At 69.1% G+C, this 21,718-nt stretch carries 20 protein-coding genes; 10 read left to right on the top strand and 10 right to left on the bottom strand.

From position 1 onward, the window contains the following. Positions 1-140: 140 nt before the first annotated feature. Positions 141-2,354 (top strand): methyl-accepting chemotaxis protein, encoded by a 2,214-nt coding sequence (locus VH569_RS04995; protein WP_423314395.1) that lies wholly within the window; start codon positions 141-143, stop codon positions 2,352-2,354. 53 nt (positions 2,355-2,407) lie between these two features. Further along, positions 2,408-3,439: an amino acid ABC transporter substrate-binding protein gene (locus VH569_RS05000; RefSeq protein WP_423314396.1), complete on the top strand. Its 1,032-nt coding sequence runs from the start codon at positions 2,408-2,410 to the stop codon at positions 3,437-3,439. 10 nt (positions 3,440-3,449) lie between these two features. Here VH569_RS05000 and VH569_RS05005 read toward each other — a convergent pair whose 3' ends face one another. The 5 genes from VH569_RS05005 to VH569_RS05025 form a co-directional block, all read right to left on the bottom strand. After that, positions 3,450-4,163 (bottom strand): ABC transporter ATP-binding protein, encoded by a 714-nt coding sequence (locus tag VH569_RS05005; RefSeq protein WP_423314397.1) that lies wholly within the window; start codon positions 4,161-4,163, stop codon positions 3,450-3,452. After that, positions 4,153-4,908, bottom strand: coding sequence for an ABC transporter ATP-binding protein (locus VH569_RS05010; RefSeq protein ID WP_423314398.1), 756 nt, complete (start codon positions 4,906-4,908; stop codon positions 4,153-4,155). The genes VH569_RS05005 and VH569_RS05010 overlap by 11 nt, the downstream gene beginning before the upstream one ends. Further along, the gene (locus tag VH569_RS05015) at positions 4,905-5,927 is read right to left on the bottom strand and encodes a branched-chain amino acid ABC transporter permease (protein ID WP_423314399.1); all 1,023 of its coding nucleotides are present in this window, start codon (positions 5,925-5,927) and stop codon (positions 4,905-4,907) included. The genes VH569_RS05010 and VH569_RS05015 overlap by 4 nt, the downstream gene beginning before the upstream one ends. After that, the gene (locus tag VH569_RS05020; protein WP_423314400.1) at positions 5,924-6,793 is read right to left on the bottom strand and encodes a branched-chain amino acid ABC transporter permease; all 870 of its coding nucleotides are present in this window, start codon (positions 6,791-6,793) and stop codon (positions 5,924-5,926) included. The genes VH569_RS05015 and VH569_RS05020 overlap by 4 nt, the downstream gene beginning before the upstream one ends. 207 nt (positions 6,794-7,000) lie before the next feature. Then, positions 7,001-8,200 carry an ABC transporter substrate-binding protein gene (locus VH569_RS05025; RefSeq protein ID WP_423314401.1) on the bottom strand — a complete coding sequence of 400 codons (1,200 nt, stop codon included), beginning with the start codon at positions 8,198-8,200 and terminating at the stop codon, positions 7,001-7,003. 340 nt (positions 8,201-8,540) lie between these two features. Here VH569_RS05025 and VH569_RS05030 point away from each other — a divergent pair, with 340 nt between their 5' ends. The 8 genes from VH569_RS05030 to pcaG are packed head-to-tail and all read left to right on the top strand — an operon-like array spanning position 8,541 to position 15,355. Continuing rightward, on the top strand, positions 8,541-9,413 hold the full coding sequence (locus tag VH569_RS05030; RefSeq protein WP_423314402.1) for a CoA transferase subunit A: 873 nt from the start codon (positions 8,541-8,543) through the stop codon (positions 9,411-9,413). Positions 9,414-9,427: 14 nt separating this feature from the next. Further along, the gene (locus tag VH569_RS05035) at positions 9,428-10,207 is read left to right on the top strand and encodes a CoA-transferase subunit beta (RefSeq protein WP_423314511.1); all 780 of its coding nucleotides are present in this window, start codon (positions 9,428-9,430) and stop codon (positions 10,205-10,207) included. 4 nt (positions 10,208-10,211) lie between these two features. Then, positions 10,212-11,411: a 3-oxoadipyl-CoA thiolase gene (gene pcaF / locus VH569_RS05040; protein ID WP_423314403.1), complete on the top strand. Its 1,200-nt coding sequence runs from the start codon at positions 10,212-10,214 to the stop codon at positions 11,409-11,411. Positions 11,412-11,459: 48 nt separating this feature from the next. Beyond that, entirely contained in the window at positions 11,460-12,257 is a 798-nt protein-coding gene (gene pcaD / locus VH569_RS05045) for a 3-oxoadipate enol-lactonase (protein WP_423314404.1), read from the top strand. Between the two features lie 14 nt (positions 12,258-12,271). Further along, positions 12,272-12,670: a 4-carboxymuconolactone decarboxylase gene (gene pcaC, locus VH569_RS05050; RefSeq protein ID WP_423314512.1), complete on the top strand. Its 399-nt coding sequence runs from the start codon at positions 12,272-12,274 to the stop codon at positions 12,668-12,670. Between the two features lie 5 nt (positions 12,671-12,675). Beyond that, a complete protein-coding gene (locus VH569_RS05055) occupies positions 12,676-14,046 on the top strand; it encodes a 3-carboxy-cis,cis-muconate cycloisomerase (RefSeq protein WP_423314405.1) in 1,371 nt (456 codons plus the stop codon). A 23-nt stretch (positions 14,047-14,069) separates the two neighbouring features. Continuing rightward, entirely contained in the window at positions 14,070-14,792 is a 723-nt protein-coding gene (pcaH, locus tag VH569_RS05060; protein ID WP_423314406.1) for a protocatechuate 3,4-dioxygenase subunit beta, read from the top strand. Positions 14,793-14,797: 5 nt separating this feature from the next. Next, positions 14,798-15,355 (top strand): protocatechuate 3,4-dioxygenase subunit alpha, encoded by a 558-nt coding sequence (gene pcaG / locus VH569_RS05065; protein ID WP_423314407.1) that lies wholly within the window; start codon positions 14,798-14,800, stop codon positions 15,353-15,355. A 52-nt stretch (positions 15,356-15,407) separates the two neighbouring features. On the opposite strand, the gene VH569_RS05070 is transcribed toward pcaG, so the two are convergent. The 5 genes from VH569_RS05070 to VH569_RS05090 all read right to left on the bottom strand — a co-directional run bounded on the left by VH569_RS05070 (position 15,408) and on the right by VH569_RS05090 (position 21,392). Next, positions 15,408-17,492: a methyl-accepting chemotaxis protein gene (locus tag VH569_RS05070; RefSeq protein WP_423314408.1), complete on the bottom strand. Its 2,085-nt coding sequence runs from the start codon at positions 17,490-17,492 to the stop codon at positions 15,408-15,410. Positions 17,493-17,780: 288 nt separating this feature from the next. Continuing rightward, on the bottom strand, positions 17,781-18,788 hold the full coding sequence (locus VH569_RS05075; RefSeq protein ID WP_423314409.1) for a TRAP transporter substrate-binding protein: 1,008 nt from the start codon (positions 18,786-18,788) through the stop codon (positions 17,781-17,783). A gap of 78 nt (positions 18,789-18,866) precedes the next feature. Beyond that, a complete protein-coding gene (locus tag VH569_RS05080; RefSeq protein ID WP_423314410.1) occupies positions 18,867-20,144 on the bottom strand; it encodes a TRAP transporter large permease in 1,278 nt (425 codons plus the stop codon). Between the two features lie 40 nt (positions 20,145-20,184). Then, a complete protein-coding gene (locus VH569_RS05085; RefSeq protein ID WP_423314411.1) occupies positions 20,185-20,778 on the bottom strand; it encodes a TRAP transporter small permease in 594 nt (197 codons plus the stop codon). Further along, positions 20,775-21,392 (bottom strand): gluconokinase, encoded by a 618-nt coding sequence (locus tag VH569_RS05090; protein ID WP_423314412.1) that lies wholly within the window; start codon positions 21,390-21,392, stop codon positions 20,775-20,777. The genes VH569_RS05085 and VH569_RS05090 overlap by 4 nt, the downstream gene beginning before the upstream one ends. Positions 21,393-21,718 lie beyond the last annotated feature (326 nt).

Below are 21,718 nucleotides of genomic sequence, written 5' to 3' on the forward strand. Positions count from 1 at the left end.
CCGGTCATCGCCACTTGCCTCAAATGCAAACGAAAAGACACGAACTGTTCACAAATGAACGCTAAACCGTTCAAAGGGCCCTGCGACGATGTGCGTGTAGCAATCCGTTGAAACCGTTCACTGGCGGCGGGGGTTTGGGCATGACGGCGATCTCGACGAATGCGGGCAGCACCCTGGACGATGGCAGTGCGCGCCACCGCTTCTGGACCCTGCGCCGCGCCATGGTATCGGTGGTGGGCGTGCTGGTGGTGGCGCTGATCGCCAGCCAGGCCTGGGTGTCGCAGCGTTACACCGACTTTGCGCTGACCACCTTCAACAGCAGTGCGGCGGCCACCCTGCGGGTGCTCGCCAACGACCGCATCCGCAAGAACTACACGGACTGGCTCCAGGGCCACGCCAACGAATGGAGCCGCGACGCCTTCCTGGTCGACAGCATCAACCAGAAGGACCCGGCCAAGACGATGCTGGCGCTGAAGAACATCAACGCCCGGCCCGTGGTGGTCGACCGCGAGGTGCGGCTGGTCTCGGTCGCCGTGTTCGACGCCGACATGACCCGCATCGCCGCCACCGGCGGGGAACAGGACAGCGTCGCCACCGTCACCCCGCTGTTCGAGGCGCTGAAGACCCGCGACATCGCCGACAAGCGCCGCCCGGCCAGCCTGCTGTGGCGCGACGGCCAGGGCCGGCCGCTGTTCAGCATGATCGTCCCCATCGGCGGCTTCCGCGTCCTCGGCTTTTTGGAGGTGGTGACCGATCCCCTACCCGCCCTGTCCAACCTGGGCGCGGTGCTGGACGCCGACATCCGCATCACCGACGCCAAGGGCGGCATGCTGTTCGAGGCCAAAGGCGGCGAGCCGTCGGCCCATGCGCAGCTCTCCACCACCACCGTGTCGCTCGGCGGCGACGGCGGGCTGCCCTGGGCGACGGCGGAGATCTCGCGCGACGTGTCGGAATTCGTCGGCGCGACCGAGGCCCTGCGCAACGACGCCCTCAAGATGGTCGCCGCCTTCGCGCTGGCCGTCGCCATCGCCGCCGCCCTGCTGCTGCGCGTCGCCGTCATCGCCAACCTGCGCAAGTTCGCCCGCGCCATGGAGCAGATCGCCGCCGGCGACCTGTCCATCGAGGTTCCCCGCACCGGCCGCGACGAGCTGGCGGTGATGGCCGCCGCGCTCCGCCGCCTGCGCGGCAGCGTCGAGCAGGTGCTGCTGATGAAGCGGATGGTCGACAGCAGCCCGGTGCCGACGGCGCTCCTGCGCACGGATGGACAGGTGGGTTTCGTCAATCCCGCCGCCCGCAACTTCTGCGAGGCGCACGGCATCGATCCGGCCGGCCCCGACCTGCTGGCCCAGGGGCCGGACTTCACCGCCGCCTGCACCGACCCCGCCCGCCCGCCGATCCCGCGCCGCACCCTGACCGTGGACGAGACGACGGTGGAGGCCCATGTCGACACCGTCTTCGACGACCAGGGCAACGTGCTGGGCAAGACCCTGTCCTGGACCGACGTGACCGAGCAGATGCGCTCCGCCGCACTGGCCCGCCAGCTGATGGAGGACGTGCATCAGGTGGCGTCGGGCGTCGCCGCCCAGTCGGGCCAGCTGCGCGAGCTGGCCGACGCGCTGCGCCGCGAATCGTCCGGCACCATCGACAGCACGGTCAGCGCCGGCAGCTTCGTCGCCGAGAGCAACCGCAACGCCAACACCTGCAACGACAGCGCCGGGGTGCTGATGGACACCATCGGCACCGTCTCCAGCCTGACGAGCGAGGCGGCCGGCGTGGTCGGCGATACGCTGGGCGAACTGACCGCCGCCCGCGAGGTGGTCGGCCAGCTGGGCGAGAACACCGAGCAGATCCGCCGCATCGTCGACGTCATCACCGGCATCGCCCACCAGACCAAGCTCCTGGCACTGAACGCCACCATCGAGGCGGCGGCGGCCGGCGTGGCGGGCCGCGGCTTCGCCGTGGTGGCGGCGGAGGTGAAGAAGCTGGCGGAGGAGACCGCCAACGCCACCGTGCAGATCGCCAGCTCGGTCAGCGCCATCAACGGCAGCATCCAGAACACCGTCGGCACCTTCGCCCGCATCTCCGGCTCGGTCGAGCGCATCAGCGAGGTGCAGGAGCTGATCGGCGGCGCGGTGGCCCGCCAGACCGACTCCTCCACCGAGATCCGCAACCGCGTCGGCGTGATCGCCGGCAACACCGGCGAGGTGGCGAGCCTGATCGACGGCGTCAGCGCCCAGGCCGCCCGCACCGGCGACATCGCCGCCTCGCTGACCGAGACGGCGAACACGCTGGCCGAGGAAGCGGCTTCGCTGCATAGTCTGCTCGGCACGCTGCGCGCCGGGCAGGCGGCCTGATCGCCCGCCGCAGAGGTGCGGCGGCTGGGGCTGGTCAGGGGATGGGTGTCGGGATGCGGCTGGTGTTGCTTGTGCTGCTGGCGATGGTATCGGCCTTGCCGGCGCTCACATTACCGGCTTATGCCGAGGACGGCGATACGCTGGAGCGCATCCATGGCCGCGGCTTCCTGATCTGCGGCCTGCGCAGCGGCGTCAGCGGCATCTCCTTCTCCGACCCGCAGGGGCATCTCGACGGCTTCCTGGTCGATGTCTGCCGGGTCTTCGCCGCGGCGACGCTCGGCAACGCCCAGGCGGTCCGCGTCGTCCGCCTGCCGGAAAAGCCGCAGGAATTCCAGGCGGTGGAGAAGCACGAGGTCGACGTGGCGCTGACCACCACGACCTGGACCTTCAGCCGCGAGCTGTCGCACGACATCGAGTTCCTGATGCCGCTGCTGCATGACGGCCAGGGCTTCGCCATCCACTCGGACGGCACACCGCCGCCGCCGCTCGACCGGCTGGGCGTCCGCACCGTCTGCGTCAAGACCGCCACCACCACGGTCCGCAATCTGGAGGACCATATCCGCAAGTCGGACCTGCCCTGGACGATCCGCACCTTCCAGACGCTGGACGAAGCGTTGCAGGCCTTCCTCGCCCATGAATGCGACCTGCTGACCACCGACCGAACGGTGCTGGTGACCTCGCTGGCCGGCTACCGCCAGGCGGGGATGGGCATCACCATCTACCCCGACGTGATCTCGCGCGAGCCGCTGACGCCCTACATCGCGCGCGGCGACCGCAACTGGTACGACATCACCCGCTGGGTGCTCCACGCCATCATTCTGGCCGATGCCAAGGGCGTCACGTCCGCCGACGTTCAGGCCGGACGCATCCCCGACGATCCCGAGCTGCACCGCATGCTGGGCCACGCCGGCAGCGTCTCCCGCACGCTCGGCCTGCCCGACGACTGGGCCTTGCAGGTGCTGGCCCAGGTCGGGAACTACGGCGAGATCTTCGACCGGAACCTCGGCACCCCCTACGGCATGGACCGCGGAATGAACAAGCCCTGGACCCAGGGCGGCCTGCTCTACGCGCCGCCGTTCAGGTGATGCGCCCGCCCTACGCCGCCAGCGCCACGCCCAGATGCCGCTCCAGCAGCAGCAAATCCGCCTTCGCCTGCGCCGCCGGCCCGGCATGCACCACCCGGCCGCGGTCGAGGAAGACCACGCGGTCGGCGAAGTCCAGCGCGCGGTCGACCTGCTGCTCCACCAGCAGGATGGTCATGTCGAGCCTCGACAGCGCCGCCATCAGCGTGTCGCAGATCACCGGCGCCAGCCCCTCCAGCGGCTCGTCCAGCAGCAGCACCGTCGGCTTGCCGAGCAGGGCGCGGGCGACCGACAGCATCTGCTGCTCGCCGCCCGACAGCTCGCCGCCGCCGTTGCGCCGCCGCTCGGCCAGCCGGGGGAACAGCTCGTACGCCTCCTCCAGCGCCGAGCGCGGCCGACCCTTCAGCCCGGCGACGAGGTTCTCCTCCACCGTCAGCGATTTGAAGATGTCGCGCGTCTGCGGCACATAGCCGAGCCCCGCCGCCGCCCGCGCCGAACTGCTCATCGTGCCCAGCTCGACCCCGTCCAGCCGGATGCTGCCGCCATGGCGGGTGGTCTGGCCGACCAGCGTCGCCAGCGTCGTCGTCTTGCCCACCCCGTTGCGGCCGAGCAGGGCCAGCCGTCCGCCCGCCGGCACGGCCAGCGACACGCCGTCGAGGATCAGCGTCTTGCCGTAGCCGGCGCGCAGATCCGCGACCTCGAAAGCGCCACGCGGTTCAGTGGGCATGGGCACGGCTCCCCAGATAGACTTCGCGCACGCGCGGGTCGGCGACGATCTCCTTGGCGGTGCCGCTGCACAGCAGCCGCCCCTGCGCCAGCACGACGATGGTCTTCGCGAAGCGGAACACCAGATCCATGTCGTGCTCGATCATCAGCACCGCCAGATCCTTGGGCAGCCGGTCGATGGCGTCGAGGATGCGCTGGCTCTCCGAATGGGGCACGCCGGCCGCCGGCTCGTCGAGGATCAGCACCTTCGGCTTCATGGCAAGCGCCAGTGCGATCTCCAGAAGCCGCTGCTGCCCATAGGCCAGCGAGCCGACCGCCGTGTGCGCCGCATGGGTCAGCCCCATGGCATCGAGCAGCCCCGCCACCTCGTCGGCCAGCCCGGCCACCCTGGCGACGCTGGCGAACAGGCGGAAGGTGCGGCGGTCGCGCTGGAGGACGGCCAATTCCAGATGCTCGCGCACCGTCATCGACTTGAACAGCCGCGCGACCTGGAAACTGCGGATCAGCCCCAGCCGCACCCGCTCCGCCGCCGACAGCTTCGTGATGTCGCGGCCGTCCAGCCGGATGGTGCCGGCGCTGGGCGGGATCACCCCGGTGACGAGGTTGACGAAGGTCGTCTTGCCCGCCCCGTTCGGCCCGATCAGGGCGCAGCGGTCGCCGGCATTCAGCGCCATGGTGATGTCGGACGACACCTGGAGGCCGCCGAAATTCTTGGCCAGCCCCTCGACTTCCAACAGCTTCGTCATGCCCCGCCCTCCTTCCGGCGCAGCAGCCCGCCCAGCCGCTCCACGCCGGAGGCGATGCCGCCGGGCAGGAACAGGACGATGCCGATCAGGAACAGGCCGATGAAGGCCATCCAGTGGAAGGGATCGCTGGCGGCCAGGATATGGTGGATGCCCATGAAGGCCGCCGTGCCGATCACCGCGCCATAGAGCCGCCCGGTGCCGCCCAGCACCAGCATCACCAGCGCTTCCGCCGACCAGGGGAAGCCGGCGCTGTCCAGCCCGACGATGCCGCTGGTCACCGCCGTCAGCGCCCCCGCCACCCCGGCGAACACCCCGGCCACGCCATAGAGCGCCACCAGATAGGATTTCGGCGACCCGCCGATGGCGGAGATCCGCAAGGGGTCTTCCTTCACGCCGCGGCAGGCCAGCCCGAAGGGCGAGCGCACGATCCGCCGCGCCACCACCAGCCCGACCACCAGCACCGCCAGCGCGAACAGGTAGGAGGTGCGGCCGAACATGTCGAAGCGGAACAGCCCCAGCACCGGGGCCGGGTCGATGCCCGACAGCCCGTCGCTGCCGCCGGTCCAGTCGCGCGCCTTGTTGGCGACCTCCTGCACGATCTGCCCGACTGCGATGGTCAGCATCAGCAGGGTCAGCCCGCGCGCATGCAGGATCAGGGCGCCGGTCGCCAGCGCGACCAGCCCGCCGGCCAGCCCGCCGGCCGCCAGCATGACGAAGGGGTCGTTGTTCCAGTTGACCGCGACGATGCCGGCGGCATAGGCGCCGGTGCCGAACATCGCCGCCTGCCCCAGCGTGGCGATCCCGCCATAGCCGAGCACGAGGTCGAGCGACAGCACGAACAGCGCCGAGGCGGCGATGCGGGTCAGCAGCGCCAGATCGTCCGGCAGCAGCCAATAGGCGGCCAGCCCGGCCAATGCGACCAGCGGAATGCCGATCCAGCCGAGATCGCGGCGCTTGCCAAGCGGAGCAGGCCGGATCATCTGGCCGGCCTTTCCGTCGCGCTCGGCGACGCTCGTCATGCCGTCCTCCCTTTGAAGAAGCCGTGGGGCCAGCGGAACAGGATCAGGATCAGGGCGGCGTAGAAGAAGAACTCGCCGAAATTCGGGATCAGGTATTTGCCGGCGGTGTCGACGATGCCCAGCGCCAGCGCCGCCGCCGCCGAGCCGAAGATGCTCCCCGCCCCGCCGACCGCCACCACCGCCAGGAACAGCACGATGTAGCGGATGGCGTAATAGGGCTCCAGCGGCAGCAGTTCCGCCCCCAGCACGCCGCCCAGCGCCGCCAGCCCGGTGCCGAGCGCGAAGGTCGCCAGATAGAGCCGTTCGGTGCGGATGCCAAGCGCCGCCGCCATGGCGGGATCGTCGACCGCCGCGCGCAGCCGGATACCGAAATCGGTGCGCTCCAGCAGCCACCACAGCCCCAGCAGGGTGGCCGCCCCGGCGCCGATGACGAAGGCGCGGTGGGTGGGGATCGACTTCGGCCCCAGCTGCACCGTGCCGGTCAGCAGGTCCGGCAGCGGAATGCGCTTCAGCGTCGGGCCGAACAGGTAATTGATGCCGGCGACGATGACGAAGGTCAGCCCGATGGTCAGCAGCACCTGCGCCAGTTCGTTGGCCGAGCCGTAGATGCGGCGGTACAGCAGCCGTTCCAGCGGCAGCGTCGCCAGCACGGTCAGCGCCACCGCCACCACCAGCGCCAGCCCATAGGACAGCCCGGCGCTCTGTGCGGCATAGGAGGCGACATAGCCGCCGACCATGGCGAAGGCGCCATGCGCCAGATTGACCACCCGCATCAGCCCCAGCGTCACCGACAGCCCGACGGAGATGATGAAGAGGATCATGCCGTAGGCGACCCCGTCGACGGCGATCCCGAACATGGTTTCCATGATGTGCGTCCGTTCGGCCCGTTAACGGTGGTTGCCCCAAATCACCCTCTCCCGCCCCGGGAGAGGGAGGGGACCCGCGCCGTCAGGCGTGGGGAGGGTGAGGGGCAATCCAAGAATCCAGAACCGCATGGCTCCGTGCCTCACCCCTCACCCTTCCCGCTTCGCGGGCCCCTTCCCTCTCCCGGGACGGGAGAGGGGCACTTCCCCTCACTTCGCCAACTTGTACCCATAGTCCGGCTGCTTCGGGAACGACTGCTTCTCGACATTCTCCAATTTGCCGTCGACCATCTCGACGGTACGCAGATAGATCGTCTGGGTGACGTGGCGGCTGTCGGGATCGATGGTCAGGGGGCCGCGCGGGCTTTCCCAGCTCATGCCCTTCACCGACTCCACCGCCTTGGCGCCGTCGATCTTGCCGCCGCTGTTCTTGATCATCTGATAGATGACGTGCGTGCCGTCATAGGCGCCGACCGAGGTGAAGGTGACGCTGTCGTAGGAGCCGAACATCTCCTTGTGCTTGGCGACGAAGGCCTTGTTCATCGCCGAGTCATGCGCCCGGCTGTAGTTGAAGCTGGTGGTGATGCCCATCGCCGCCTCGCCCAGCGCCGGCAGGTCCGGTTCCTGGGTCAGGTCGCCGGGGCCGAAGAACTTGATGCCCGCCGCCTTCAGCCCGGTGTCGTTGAAGGCCTTGGCGAAGGCCAGCGTCGTCGGGCCGGCGGGCAGGAAGGCATAGACCGCCTCGGCGCCCGAATCCTTGATCCGCTGCATGAAGGGGGCGAAGTCGGTGGACTTCAGCGGCATGCGGATGGTGTCGACCACCGTGCCGCCGTTCTTCTCGAAGGTGGACTTGAAGGCGGCCTCGCCGTCGATGCCGGGACCGTAGTCGCTGACCGCCGAGATCGCCTTCTTGAGACCCTGCTTGGCCATGTGTTCGGCCAGCGGCACCGTGTTCTGCCACAGCGTGAAGGAGGTGCGGACATAGCGCGGCGATTTCTCCGTGATGGCGGAGGTCGCGGCGTTGAAGATCACGCAGGGGATGTTCGCCTCGTCGATCAGCGGGGCGACCGCCAGTGCATCCGGAGTGAAGAAATAGCCGGCGAGGAAGGACACCTTCTCCTTGACGATCAGCTCCTGCGACAGCGCCTTGCTCTGCGCCGGGTTCGCCTGGTCGAGGTCCCTGTAGATGAACTCCACCGTGTCGTTGCCGACGGTCTTGCCGTGCTCGGCCTGATAGACCTCGATGGCTTCCTTGAAGCTCTTGCCCACCACGCCGAACGGCCCGGAGAAGGGCGCCACGACACCGACCTTGATGGTGGCGGCACCGGCCGGACCGGCCGCCAGCGCCAGACCGAACGCCGCACCCAGCAGCGCGTTGCCCAACAGCGCGTTGCGCAGAGTCCTCGTCATTGTCCCTCCCACATGTGACCATATGCCGGCGCCGGAATTCGCGATTCCGGTCATTGACTGTTCCGTCCACCGTACTGAGGGATGACCGAACCGTCAAGTGCGATATTTGATATTATGTTCTATAATCGCACAAAACTGATCCTCAAGTCAACTCATTGATAATCATCAATTTTCATCAAGAAATTTACTCCACAGACCACACATTCCTCATGTTGCGTCGCAATATGGGCGATCACCGCACTTACAATGCTTTTTTCGCCCTTGACACCGCGGCGCACTGCTCGCCACTCTGTGCGTAACGACGAATGTTCGTGCGATTTTCGCACATCCGGGAGGTCATATGGCGAAGATCACGCCCCTGCGCGAGGCGGTGGCGAGCCTCGTGCACGACGGCGACACGGTCGCCCTGGAAGGATTCACCCACCTGATCCCCCATGCCGCTGGGCATGAGATCATCCGGCAGGGCCGGCGCGACCTGACTCTGGTGCGCATGACGCCGGACCTGATCTACGACCAGCTGATCGGCATGGGCTGTGCCGCGAAGCTGATCTTCTCTTGGGGCGGCAACCCCGGCGTCGGCTCCCTCCACCGCTTCCGCGATGCGGTCGAGCAGGGCTGGCCGCGCCGGCTGGAGATCGAGGAGCACAGCCACGCCGGCATGGCGAACGCCTATGTCGCCGGCGCCTCCAACCTGCCCTTCGCCCTGCTGCGCGGCTACACCGGCTCCGACCTGCCGAAGGTCAACCCGAACATCCGCTTCATCGAGTGCCCCTTTACGGCTGAGAAGCTGGCCGCCATCCCGTCGGTCCGGCCGGACGTGACGGTGATCCACGCCCAGAAGGCCGACCGCCGCGGCAATGTGCTGCTCTGGGGCATCCTCGGCGTCCAGAAGGAGGCCGTGCTGGCCGCCAAACGCTCCATCGTCACGGTGGAGGAGATCGTCGACGAGCTGGACGCCCCGCCCAACGCCTGCGTGCTGCCCTACTGGGCGCTGTCGGCCGTCTGCCCTGTTCCCGGCGGCGCCTATCCGTCCTACGCGCAGGGCTATTCGGAGCGCGACAACCGCTTCTACAAGGCCTGGGACCCCATCGCCCGCTCGCGCGACGGCTTCCAGGCCTGGATGCAGCGCCATGTGCTGGACACCGACGATTTCGCCGGCTTCCGCCGGGTGCTGGCCGAAAGCATGGCCCAGATCATGAATGAGGTTGCGTGATGGGTTCCGAAACTCTGGACTTCACCGCGACCGAGATCATGACGGTGGCGGCCAGCCGCCTGCTGAAGGACGGCACCGTCTGCTTCGTCGGCATCGGCCTGCCCTCGACCGCCGCCAACCTCGCCCGGCTGACCCATGCGCCGGACGTCGTGCTGATCTATGAATCGGGGCCCATCGGCGCCAAGCCGACGGTTCTGCCGCTGTCGATCGGCGACGGCGACCTCGCGCTGACCGCCGACACCGTGGTCGGCACGCCGGAGATCTTCCGCTACTGGCTGCAGGGCGGGCGGATCGACGTCGGCTTCCTCGGCGCCGCCCAGGTCGACCGCTTCGCCAACATCAACACCACCGTCATCGGGTCCTATGACGCGCCCAAGGTGCGGCTGCCCGGTGCCGGCGGCGCGCCGGAGATCGCCTCCCAGGCCAAGGAGGTGTTTATCGTCCTGAAGCAGAGCCCCAAGGCCTTCGTCGCCAAGCTGCCCTTCGTCACCTCGGCGGGCCATCTCGACGGCGGGGACGCGCGGGCCAGGGCCGGCATTCCCGGCGCCGGGCCGACCGCGGTCATCACCGACCTCGGCATCCTCACCCCCGACCCGGTGAGCAAGGAACTGACCCTGACCGGCATCCATCCCGGCGTGACGGTGGAGCAGGTGAAGGCGGCCACCGGCTGGGACCTGAAGATTTCGCCCGACCTGAAGACCACCGAAATCCCGGACGCCGCAACCCTGGCGGCGCTGCGCGACCTGCACTCCCGCACCGCCGCCGCCCATGGTCAGGTCGGCGGAGAAGGATGACATAATGCGTGACGCCTACATCTGCGACGCCATCCGCACCCCCATCGGCCGCTATGCCGGAGCCCTGTCGTCGGTGCGCGCCGACGATCTCGGCGCCGCGCCGATCCGCGCCCTGATGCAGCGCAACCCCTCGGTCGACTGGGCCGCGGTGGACGACGTGATCTATGGCTGCGCCAATCAGGCCGGCGAGGACAACCGCAACGTCGCCCGCATGGCGGCGCTGCTGGCGGGATTGCCCGACGCGGTGCCGGGCACGACGATGAACCGGCTCTGCGGCTCCGGCCTCGACGCGCTCGCCACCGCCGCCCGCGCCGTCCGCGCGGGCGAGGCCGATCTGATGATCGCCGGCGGGGTGGAGAGCATGAGCCGCGCCCCCTTCGTGATGGGCAAGTCCGACGCCCCCTTCTCGCGGCAGGCCGAGATCTTCGACACCACCATCGGCTGGCGCTTCGTCAACCCGGCGATGAAGGCGGCCTACGGCACCGATTCGATGCCGGAGACGGCGGAAAATGTCGCCGACGACTGGAAGATCGCCCGTGCCGACCAGGACGCCTTCGCGCTGCGCAGCCAGGAGCGCGCCGCCCGCGCCATCGCCGACGGCAGCCTGGCCCGCGAGATCGTCCCCGTCACCATCCGCACCCGCAAGGGCGAGACGGTGGTGACCACCGACGAGCATCCCCGCGCCACCACCATCGAGGCGCTGGCGGCGCTGAAGCCCATCGTCCGCCCCGGCGGCACGATCACCGCCGGCAACGCGTCGGGCGTCAACGACGGTGCCGCCGCCCTGCTGGTGGCCTCCGAAGCTGCGGTGAAGCGCCATGGCCTGACCCCGCGCGCCCGCATCCTCGGCGGCGCCACCGCCGGCGTGCCGCCCCGCGTCATGGGGATCGGCCCGGTCCCCGCCACCCGCAAGCTGCTGGAGCGGCTCGGCCGCACCATCGGCGGCATCGACCTGATCGAGCTGAACGAGGCCTTCGCCGCCCAGGCGCTGGCCGTCCTGCGCGAGCTTGGCCTGCCGGACGACGCCGCCCATGTGAACCCGAACGGCGGCGGCATCGCGCTCGGCCATCCGCTCGGCATGAGCGGCGCCCGTCTGGCGACCACCGCGCTCCACCAGCTCGAACACTCCGGCGGCCGGACGGCGCTCTGCACCATGTGCATCGGCGTCGGCCAGGGGATCGCGGTGATGATCGAGCGGGTGTAGCGTCAGGAGCCACCTGCGCCCGCACCACAACAAGCGAAGGCAGACCCAATGCCCTTCATCGAAGCCGCCGGCATCACCCAGCATTACGACCTGACCGGCCCGGCCGACGCGCCGGTGCTGCTGTTCGCCAACTCCATCGGCACCAGCCTCCACATCTGGGATGCGGTGGTGCCGCACCTGTCGCAGCGTTACCGCATCCTGCGCTACGACATGCGCGGCCATGGCCTGACCCAGGTGACGCCGGTCACGGAAGACGCCGGCTACAGCATGGATCTGCTGGCCGACGATGCCGCCGGCCTGCTCGACGCGCTCGGCATCGGACGCGCCCATGTCTGCGGCCTGTCCATCGGCGGCATGATGGCGCAGCGCCTCGCCGTCAAGGCGCCGGGCCGGGTGCACGGCCTGATCCTGTGCGACACCGCCGGCGTCATCGGCCCGGTCTCGGTCTGGACCGACCGCATCGCCGCCATCCGCGCCCGCGGCATGACGGCGATTGCCGACGGGGTGATGGCGCGCTGGTTCACCCAAGCCTTCCGCGACGGCCGTCCCGACCAGATCCGCGGCTACACCGCCATGGTCGCCCGCACCACCGAGGACGGCTATGTCGGCTGTTCGATGGCGATCCGCGACGCCGACCTCAGCGCCGCCAACGCCGCCATCACGGCTCCCACCCTGGTGATCTGCGGCGCGGAGGACGTGGCGACCCCGCCCGACGCTGCCCGCGAGCTGGCGGCCGGCATCCCCGGCGCCCGGTTCGAACTGCTGCCCGGCGCCGCCCACATCCCCGGCGTCGAGAAGCCGGCGGAGCTTGCCGCCCTGATCGACGGCTTCCTGAGGGACCTGTGATGGCCGACCATGACATGACGGACAAGGACCTGTACGACCGCGGCATGGCGGTGCGCCGCTCGGTCCTCGGCGACGCCCATGTCGACCGCTCGCTGGAGCGCGCCACCGGGTTCGACGCCGATTTCCAGGAGTTCATCACCAAGACCGCCTGGGGCCAGATCTGGACCCGGCCGGGCCTGGACATCCGGACGCGCAGCATGCTGACCATCGGCATGCTGGCGGCGCTGGGCAAGGACGGCGAGCTGAAGCTGCACATCCGCGCCACCCGCAACACCGGCGTCACCCGCGACGAGGTGAAGGAAATCCTGATGCAGGCCGGTATCTATGCCGGCGTCCCCGCCGCCAACCACGCGATAGCGCTCGCCCGCGCCGTCTATGCCGAGATGGACGAGGAAGACGCGAAGAAGGGGTGAGCAGCATGACGACCATCCACGCCGATCCCCTCCTCGACCCGCTCTTCACCAGCGACGCGGCGGCCGACGCCTTCTCCCCTTCGGCAAGGCTACAGGGCATGCTGGATTTCGAGGCGGCGCTGGCGCGGGCGGAGGCGGCGGTCGGCGTCATCCCCGCCCGCGCCGTCGCGGCCATCGAGGCGGCCTGCCGGGCCGGTCTCTACGACCTGACCGCGCTGGGGGCGGAGGCGGCGCTGGCCGGCAACACCGCCATCCCCCTGGTCAAGCACCTGACCGCCACCGTGAAGGCCGCCGACGAGGAGGCGTCGCGCTACGTCCATTGGGGCGCCACCAGCCAGGACGCGATGGACAGCGGCCTGATGCTGCAACTGCGCCGCTTCCTCGACGGTCTCGACGCCGATCTGGCGGCGCTCGCCGATGGCCTCGCCGGGCTCGCCGAGCACCACCGCACCACGCCGATGGTCGCCCGCACCTGGCTTCAGCACGCCCTGCCGACGACTTTCGGGCTGAAGGCCGCCGGCTGGCTCGACGCGCTCGGCCGCGACCGCCAGCGCATCGCCGCCACCCGCACCCGCCTCGCCCTGCAATTCGGCGGCGCCGCCGGCACGCTGGCCGCGCTCGGCGATTCCGGCCCGGCGGTGGCGGAGGCGGTGGCGAAGGAGCTGGACCTCCCCCTGCCCGCCCTGCCCTGGCACGCCAGCCGCGACCGCATCGCCGAACTGGCCTCCGCGCTCGGCATCCTCGCCGGCACGCTGGGCACGCTCGGCCGCGACATCTCGCTGATGATGCAGATGGAGGTGGGCGAAGCCTTCGAGCCCAGCGCCCCCGGCCGCGGCGGCTCCTCCACCATGCCGCACAAGCGCAACCCGGTGTCCTGCGCCGTCCTGCTCTCCACCGCCATCCGCGCCCCGGCCCTGGTCGGCGGGCTGCTGGCGGCGCAGGTGCAGGAGCATGAGCGCGGTCTCGGCGGCTGGCATGCCGAGTGGCAGGCGCTGCCCGACCTCTGCCGCCTCGTCGCCGGTGCCGCCCGCCATGCCCGCGAGACCATCGCCGGCCTGACCGTCGATGCGGAGCGCATGCGCGCCAACCTCGACCTGACCCGCGGCCTGATCCTGGCCGAGGCGGTGACGATGGCGCTGGGCGACCGCATGGGCCGCATGGCCGCCCATTCCCGCGTGGCCGAGGCCAGCCGCCGCGCCGCCGCCGACGCCCGTCCGCTGCGCGACGTGCTGGCCGAGGATGGGGAGGTGGTGCAGGCGCTGGGCGCGGACGGCCTCGACCGGCTGTTCGACCCGCTGCGCTACACCGGCGCCGCCTCCCACTTCATCGACCGCGTGCTGGACAGCCACAGAGCCCAACAGCGTCAGCAGAACTGACCGCCCCAAGGAGGACACCCGAGATGGACACAGCCGTTCACGAGGCTGAAGGCGATTTCAACCCCCGCGACTGGGCGCAACACCCGCCCTACCTGTCGCCGCTCTACAAATCGACGGTGCTGCGTTCGCCGTCCAAGCCGCTGATCCCGATGAAGCAGGGGCTGTCGGTGCGCACCGGCCCGGTGTTCGGCCATGACAGCCTCGATCCGCTCGACCACGACCTGACGAAGAACGGCCGCGTCAACGGCGAGCCGATCGGCGAGCGCATGATCGTCACCGGCCGCGTGCTGGACGAGAGCGGCCGGCCGGTGCCGCACACGCTGCTGGAGATCTGGCAGGCCAACGCCTGCGGCCGCTACGTCCACCGCTGGGACCAGCACGACGCGCCGCTCGACCCCAACTTCTTCGGGGCCGGCCGCTGCCTCACCGATGCCGACGGCCGCTACCGCTTCACCACGATCAAGCCCGGCGCCTATTCCTGGGGCAACCACCACAATGCGTGGCGGCCGGCGCACATCCATTTCTCGCTGTTCGGGCCGTCCTTCCTGACCCGTCTGGTCACCCAGATGTATTTTCCGGGCGACCCGCTGCTGCCGCTCGACCCCATCTACAACGGGGTGCCGGAGGGTGCGCGCGAGCTGCTGGTTTCCCGCTTCTCCATCGACGTGACCGAGCCGGTGTGGGCGCTCGGCTACGAGTTCGACATCGTCCTGCGCGGACGCCACGCCACGCCGATGGAAGGCTGACCGTCATGAGCCAGATGCTGAAACAGACCCCGTCCCAGACCGTCGGCCCCTATTTCGCCTATGCCTGGACGCCGGAACTCTACGGCCGCCGCCCGCTGGCGACCAACCGGCTGGCCACCCCCGACATGGCCGGCGAGCACATCCGCATCGAGGGCGTGGTCTATGACGGCCAGGGCGCGCCGATCCGCGACTGCGTGGTGGAGATCTGGCAGGCCGGCGCCGACGGCAGGCACGCCCCCGGCGCCGCCGGCTTCGGCCGCTGCGGCACCGACGACGCCGGCCACTACTTCTTCGACACGGTGAAGCCCGGCGCCTGCGACCCCGGCCACGCCCCGCACATCGCGGTAACGGTGTTCGCCCGCGGCATGCTGAGCCACGCCTTCACCCGCCTGCATTTCTCCGACGAGGCTGCGGCGAACGCGGCCGACCCGGTGCTGGCGAGCGTTCCGGCCGACCGCCGCGACACCCTGATCGCGGCCCGCGCCGAGACGCCCGGCGGGGTGGTCTACCGCTTCGACATCCGCATCCAGGGCGATGGCGAAACGGTCTTCTTCGACTGTTGAGGGGCGACTGCTGAGAAGCAGGGAGCCGTCGACCGGCGGCCCCCCAGCCTCGTCACGCCTCGCGGATCGTCGCCACGAAGCGCTGCACCTCGCCACGCAGCTGCGCCGACTGGTGCGACAGCGTGTCGGCCGCCGCGCGCGCCTGGGAGGCCATGCTGCCGGTTTCGCTGGCGGCGCGGGTCACGCCCTCGATGTTGGTCGACACCTCGCGGGTGCCGCTGGCGGCCTGCTGGACGTTGCGGCTGATCTCGCGCGTCGCCGCCCCCTGCTCCTCGGCGGCGGCGGCGACGGCGGTCACCGTCTCGCTGATGCCCAGGATGGTGCGGCCGATGGCCTGGATGGCGCCGACGGCGCTGCCGCTGACCGACTGGATCTCGGCGATCTGCGCGGCGATCTCCTCCGTCGCCTTGGCGGTCTGGCTGGCGAGGTTCTTCACCTCCTGCGCCACGACGGCGAAGCCCTTGCCGGCCTCGCCCGCCCGCGCCGCCTCGATGGTGGCGTTCAGCGCCAGCAGATTGGTCTGGCCGGCGATGGACTGGATCAAATTCACCACGTCGCCGATCTTCTGCGCGGCTTGGGCCAGACCGGCCACCGTGCCGTTGGTCTTCTCGACCTCGCCCACCGCGTCGTTCGCCATGCGCGACGAGGCGGCGATGCGCTGGTTGATCTCCTCGATGGAGTGCGCCAGCTCCTCCGCCGCGGCGGCCACCGTCTGCACGTTGCCGCTGGCGACGTCGGCGGCGCTGGCGACGGCGGAAGCCTGGGCGTTGGTCTGCTCGGCGATGGCCGACAGCCCTTCCGAATCGGCGCGGATCGCCTCGGCCTGCCGGGCGACGCTGGCGACCACGTCGCCGACCGACCCCTCGAAGCGCTGGGCCAGCCCGGCCAGATCCTGCTTGCGCTGCTCGGCGGCGCGCTGCTCGTCCAGGCGGCGCTGCTCCTCCATCTCGGCGACGCGGCCGGCATTCTCCTTGAACAGCTGCAACGCCGTGTTGATGGAACCGATTTCGTCGGCGCGGTCGCGGTCGGCGACCTCCACGTCGCGCCGGCCGGCGGTCAGCGCCTGGATGGTGGCGATGATCCGGCGCAGCGGCTGACCGACCACGACCCGGCTGGTCAGCCACAGCGCAACCAGAAGCCCGGCGGTCAGCAGCACCGCCCCCACCGCGATGAAGGTCCGCAGTTCCCGCTTCGGCACCTCGACCTTGTTGAGCGGCAGGTTGACCAGGATCGACCAGGGCGTGCCGGTGTTGCCGATGGCGACCGGCCGGAACAGCTGCTTCACCTCGGTGCCGAGGCTGGCCGACACCGAGAAATGGGCGAAGGGCCGGCCTTCGCGGACGGCGGGCATCGCGTCCTTCAGCCGGGCGTTGGTCTCCAGGATCGGCTTGCCCAGATGGTCGGGGTTGCTGTAGGCCGCCCAGGCGCCGGCGTTGGAGATCAGGAACACCGACCCCGTCTCGAACGGCTTTGCCGTCTTCAATTCGTTCCAGATGGCGTCGGTGGCGATGTCGACGCCGGCGACGCCGATGAACTTGCCGTTGTCGAGGATCGGCACCGCCAGCGACACCATCAGCACGGTCTTGCCGGCGACGACATAGCTGTAGGGTTCGACGATCACCTCCTTGCCGGTGCGCTTGGCCTGCTGGTAATAGAGGCCGTCCGCTCCGGGATCGTCATAGCCGACCAGCGATTCCAGCTGGGCCTTGCCGCTGCCGCGGTTCCAGTAGGGGATGAAGCGGCCGCTGGCATCGGTGCCGGGGCTGTTGGCGAAGGCGGAGTCCTTGCCGTCCAGCGCGTTCGGCTCCATGCCGATCCAGACGCCGATCAGGCCGGTGTTGGCCTCCAGCAGGCTTTTCAGCCAGTCGTTCAGCGCACCGCGGTCGGTGACGCCGCTCCGCTTCAGGCTGAGCAGCGTCGTGCCCATGTTGCGGCTGATGTCCAGGGCATCGTTCAACCGGCGCTCGACCGTCGCCGCATGGTACTTGCCCAGCTCCTCCCCGACCTGGAAGGACAGCGCGTCGGTGTCCGCCCCGCTCTTGACGGAGATCACGACCGACCCTGCCCCCAGCCCGATCGTCATGACCAGTCCGATCGCCAGAACCAGCTTGGTCACCAAAGGCAGCTTCTTGAACATCGACAGTCCCCACGACACACCCGGACAAGGGCACGGACACCCCGGAGCAACTGTCCCGCAGTTCTATTAAATTCGAGTAAATTATTCTTCAATCCGTTCAGCCGACAGTTGCCGCGATCTGCTCTCAAAGCCACGAAGACCTCGGACCGGCATCGGCAAACCGTACCTTGGAACCAATCCGAGAATCGTTCCAATCGCTGCAACCCGGACCGGACACCCGGATGACAAAAAGGGCGGACCGGTCGATCCGGTCCGCCCCCGTCATCCCCGCAACCGGGGCCGCCGCGCTTACTTGCGCGAGGCGGCGATGGCGCCCTGCAGGTCCTTCAGCACATCGGCACCGCCGTCGGCGGCGTACTTGTCGAAGGCCGGCTTGACCATCTCGCGCATGCGCTCCAGCTCGGCCGGGCTCAGCTCGTTGATCTGCATGCCCTTTTCCTTCAGGTAGGCGATGCTCTGGGCCGAGGCCTCGCGGCTGTCCTTGCGCTCGAACTCGCGCGAGGCGACGGCGGCCTCGTTCAGGATTTTCTTCTCGTCGGCCGACAGGCCGTCGTACCAGCGCTTGCTGGCCAGCATGATCCACGGGCTGTAGACGTGGCGGGAGATCGTCAGGTACTTCTGCACTTCATAGAACTTGGACGACTGGATGGTGGTGACCGGGTTCTCCTGGCCGTCGACCGTGCCGGTCTCCATCGCGGTGAACAGCTCGGAGAAGGCCAGCGGCACCGCGTTGGCGCCGAAGCGGTTGAACATGTCGATGTAGACCGGGTTCTGCATCACGCGCAGCTTGATGCCGCCCATGTCCTCCAGCTTGGTGATCGGCCGCTTGCTGTTGGTCAGGTTGCGGAAGCCATTCTCCCAATAAACCAGCCCGACCAGCCCCTTGTCGTTCAGCGACTTCAGCAGCTTCTCGCCGAACGGGCCGTCGAGGACGGCGTCGGCCTCCTTCTCGTTGTTGAACAGGAAGGGCAGGTCGTAGACGCCGAAGTCCTTGACGATGCCGACGAGGGTGGCGGTGGAGCCGACCATCATCTCCTGCGCGCCGCCGATCAGGGCGTTCTGCATCTGGATGTCGCTGCCCAGGCTGGCGTCGCCGAAGCCCTTGAGCTTGAGCTTGCCGCCGCTGCGCTTGGACAGCTCCTCGGCGAAATACTTCACCGCGCGGCCCTGGTTGCTGCTTTCCGACAGGCCGTAGCCGAAGCGGATGATGCGGGTCTTCACGTCCTGCGCCGAAGCGGCGACCGGGGCGAGCAGGGCGGCGGCGATGCCGGTGGCGAGCAGCAGTTTGCGGAACATGGGGTCGATCTCCCTTGCCATCTGGTGATTGGCGTCTGGTGTTTGGTTGGTTTTGGGCTTTTGGACTTGGGGCAGGCGTCAGTGGAACATGTGCAGCGGCGCGGTGACGATCTCCGGCACGGCGATCAGCAGGCCCACCAGCACGATGTAGGTCAGAAGGAAGGGCCAGATGCCCTTGGTGGCGCTTTCCAGTGAGATGCGGGCGACGCCGCACACCACGTTCAGCACCGTGCAGACCGGCGGATGGATCAGGCCCAGCGTGCCGATCAGGACGAACATCACGCCGAAATAGGTCGGGTCGATGCCGGCCTTGATCGCCAGCGGGGTCAGCACCGGACCCAGCACCAGGATGGTCGGGGTCAGGTCCATCACCGTGCCGACGGCCAGCAGCAGGACGGCGATGGCCAGCATCAGCATCTTGGGATGGCCCATCAGCGGGGCCAGCAGCTCGGTCATCTGCTGCGGCAGGTCGGCCAGCGTCACCATGTAGGACGACACCAGGGCGGCGGCGCACAGGAACATGACGGTGCTGGTGGTGCGCGCCGCCTGGACCAGCAGCGGCACCAGCTGCGGCAGCGTCACCTGACGGTAGATGAACAGCGCCACGAACAGCGAATAGACGGCGGCGACCACCGCGGCCTCGGTCGGCGTGAAGATGCCGCCGCGCAGGCCGCCGATGATGATGACCGGCAGGGCCAGCGCCCAGACGCCGTCGCCCAGCGCCTTCAGCCGCTCCCGCCCGCTGGCCTTCGGCTGCAGCTTCACCGTCATGTCGCGGACGACGAACATCCAGGCGCCGATCAGGCCCAGCCCCATCAGCAGGCCGGGAACGATGCCGGCCATGAACAGCGAGCTGATCGAGGTGTTGGTGGTCACGCCGAAGATGATGAAGGGCATGCTGGGCGGGATGATCGGGGCGATGATGCCGCCCGACGCGATCAGGCCGGCGGAGCGCGGCACCGGATAGCCGTGGTCGCGCATCATCGGGATCAGCAGCGTGGCGAGCGCCGCGGTGTCGGCGATGGCCGAGCCGGACAGGCTGGCCAGCATCACCGAGGCGCCGATGGTCACGAAGCCCAGGCCGCCCTTGATGTGGCCGACCAGGCTGACCGCCAGGTTGATGATGCGCTGGGAGATGCCGCCGGCGTTCATCAACTCGCCGGCCAGGATGAAGAAGGGCACCGCCATCAGCGGGTAGTTGTCGGCGCCGCTCAGCATGTTCTGGGCGACCAACTGGGCGTCGAAGAAGTCGAGGTGGACCATCAGCGCGACGCCGGTCAGCATCAGCGCGAAGGCGATGGGCATGCCGAGCAGCATGAAGCCGAACAGCGAGCCCAGGAAAATGGTGAGCGTCATGGCGGCGTCTCCGTCCGCAAAAGGTCTTCTGGGCTGGGCTTCAGCGCTTGGCGACGGCCGGGCCTGGGGCGCTGCCGGGATGGCTGCCGGGTGCCGGCGGCGCGACGGCCGGGCCGTGCGAGTCCGGATGGTCCAACATCGTGTCGGGGTCGCCGGGGATGCGGGCGCCGGGCTGGTCGGTGACGATCCGCCACAGGTTCGCCAGCACGATCAGCGCCATGGCGATGGCCGGGAAGAAGCCGGCCGCGGCATAGAAGGCCATCGGGAAGCGCAGGACGGTGGAGAAGGTCTCCATGCCGATCAGCAGCTGGATCCAGCTGCCCTGCACGAACAGATAGAGCGCGTACAGCATCAACAGGTGCGCGATCACCGCGCAGGCGCGGCGCACCTTGAACGGCAGGCGGGCCTGCAGGATCTCCAGCCCGAGATGCCGCTGGTGGCGCAGCGCCACGGTGGCGCCCAGGAACACCAGCCAGACGAACATCAGCCGCGCGATCTCCTCCGCCGCGACGAGGCCGCTGTTGAAGATGTAGCGCAGGACGACATTGCCGAAGACGAGACCGACCATGACCGCCAGCATCGCCGCCATGATCCATTCGGTGATCCGCTCCAGCAGATCCGCAACGCTCTTCATGCGTTCCTCCCAGATTTTTCCCCGGTCTTCCAGTCGCCGGTCTTCCGGGCGCCGGTCAGGCGGGCACAGGCATCGGCGACGATGGCCTCGGCCGGCAGCGTCACCTCGTAGGACAGCACGACTTCGTCGGCCGTCGGCATCTCCAGGTCGGCGAACTGGCTGTCGACCAGGGCGGTGGGCATGAAATGGGCGGTGCGCGCCCCCATGCGGGACGAAATCAGCGCCTTGTCGCCATGCAGGTGCAGGAAGACCACCCGCTCGCAGTCGCCGCGCAACCGGTCGCGGTAGCGCCGCTTCAGCGCCGAACAGGCGACGACCAGCCCGCGTTCCGCCCGATGTGCCTCGGCGATGAAGCCGGCCAGCGTCGCCAGCCAGCCGTCGCGGTCGGCGTCGGTCAGCGGGATGCCGGCCGACATCTTCTCGATGTTGGCGGGCGGATGGTGGGCGTCGCCCTCGATGAATTCGTCGCCCAGCTTGGCGGCAAGGCTCTGGCCGACGCTGGACTTGCCGCAGCCGGCGACGCCCATCACCACGACGATCAGCGGCGCACCGCCCGATAGCTCGGGGGGAATGGCGTTCATGCCGGGGGACGGCGCGATGGGGGGACCATTCATGAGGCTCGTGTTCCCGAAGACCGGTGCGGCACCGCCCCCCTTGACCAGGATCGCGGCGGCCTTCGCACCGACACAGTTATGTTAGCGCTATCATCATCAGGTCAAAAGGACGTCTGCGGCCTGCCGGCCGGAAATCGCGGATGACGCCGGGATGAGGTGGCGATACTGTTAGCGCTAACCTTGACGGCCGTAAAGAGTTTTGTTTGAGTTGCGGACAAACGGATCGGAGGCGGGCCGCGGGTTGCAGAATTGGGCCCCAAATGGGACGCCCGCGCATGGAACCCTGCCGTTGCCGAGTATGATACACACCGCTGACAAGCGAGCCC

Source organism: Azospirillum sp. 11R-A, assembly GCF_049472615.1.
In the GTDB taxonomy this organism is placed as follows: domain Bacteria; phylum Pseudomonadota; class Alphaproteobacteria; order Azospirillales; family Azospirillaceae; genus Azospirillum; species Azospirillum palustre.

What these genes read in the sequence shown, in the direction of transcription:
- VH569_RS05030 (WP_423314402.1), top strand. Translation starts at nt 8,541, where the DNA reads ATGGCGAAGATCACGCCCCTGCGCGAGGCGGTGGCGAGCCTCGTGCAC.
- pcaD (WP_423314404.1), top strand. Translation starts at nt 11,460, where the DNA reads ATGCCCTTCATCGAAGCCGCCGGCATCACCCAGCATTACGACCTGACC.
- VH569_RS05090 (WP_423314412.1), bottom strand. Translation starts at nt 21,392, where the DNA reads ATGAATGGTCCCCCCATCGCGCCGTCCCCCGGCATGAACGCCATTCCC.
- VH569_RS05005 (WP_423314397.1), bottom strand. Translation starts at nt 4,163, where the DNA reads ATGCCCACTGAACCGCGTGGCGCTTTCGAGGTCGCGGATCTGCGCGCC.
- VH569_RS05080 (WP_423314410.1), bottom strand. Translation starts at nt 20,144, where the DNA reads ATGACGCTCACCATTTTCCTGGGCTCGCTGTTCGGCTTCATGCTGCTC.
- VH569_RS05025 (WP_423314401.1), bottom strand. Translation starts at nt 8,200, where the DNA reads ATGACGAGGACTCTGCGCAACGCGCTGTTGGGCAACGCGCTGCTGGGT.
- VH569_RS05055 (WP_423314405.1), top strand. Translation starts at nt 12,676, where the DNA reads ATGACGACCATCCACGCCGATCCCCTCCTCGACCCGCTCTTCACCAGC.
- pcaG (WP_423314407.1), top strand. Translation starts at nt 14,798, where the DNA reads ATGAGCCAGATGCTGAAACAGACCCCGTCCCAGACCGTCGGCCCCTAT.
- VH569_RS04995 (WP_423314395.1), top strand. Translation starts at nt 141, where the DNA reads ATGACGGCGATCTCGACGAATGCGGGCAGCACCCTGGACGATGGCAGT.
- VH569_RS05000 (WP_423314396.1), top strand. Translation starts at nt 2,408, where the DNA reads ATGCGGCTGGTGTTGCTTGTGCTGCTGGCGATGGTATCGGCCTTGCCG.
- pcaC (WP_423314512.1), top strand. Translation starts at nt 12,272, where the DNA reads ATGACGGACAAGGACCTGTACGACCGCGGCATGGCGGTGCGCCGCTCG.
- VH569_RS05075 (WP_423314409.1), bottom strand. Translation starts at nt 18,788, where the DNA reads ATGTTCCGCAAACTGCTGCTCGCCACCGGCATCGCCGCCGCCCTGCTC.
- pcaF (WP_423314403.1), top strand. Translation starts at nt 10,212, where the DNA reads ATGCGTGACGCCTACATCTGCGACGCCATCCGCACCCCCATCGGCCGC.
- VH569_RS05015 (WP_423314399.1), bottom strand. Translation starts at nt 5,927, where the DNA reads ATGACGAGCGTCGCCGAGCGCGACGGAAAGGCCGGCCAGATGATCCGG.
- VH569_RS05010 (WP_423314398.1), bottom strand. Translation starts at nt 4,908, where the DNA reads ATGACGAAGCTGTTGGAAGTCGAGGGGCTGGCCAAGAATTTCGGCGGC.
- VH569_RS05085 (WP_423314411.1), bottom strand. Translation starts at nt 20,778, where the DNA reads ATGAAGAGCGTTGCGGATCTGCTGGAGCGGATCACCGAATGGATCATG.
- VH569_RS05020 (WP_423314400.1), bottom strand. Translation starts at nt 6,793, where the DNA reads ATGGAAACCATGTTCGGGATCGCCGTCGACGGGGTCGCCTACGGCATG.
- pcaH (WP_423314406.1), top strand. Translation starts at nt 14,070, where the DNA reads ATGGACACAGCCGTTCACGAGGCTGAAGGCGATTTCAACCCCCGCGAC.
- VH569_RS05070 (WP_423314408.1), bottom strand. Translation starts at nt 17,492, where the DNA reads ATGTTCAAGAAGCTGCCTTTGGTGACCAAGCTGGTTCTGGCGATCGGA.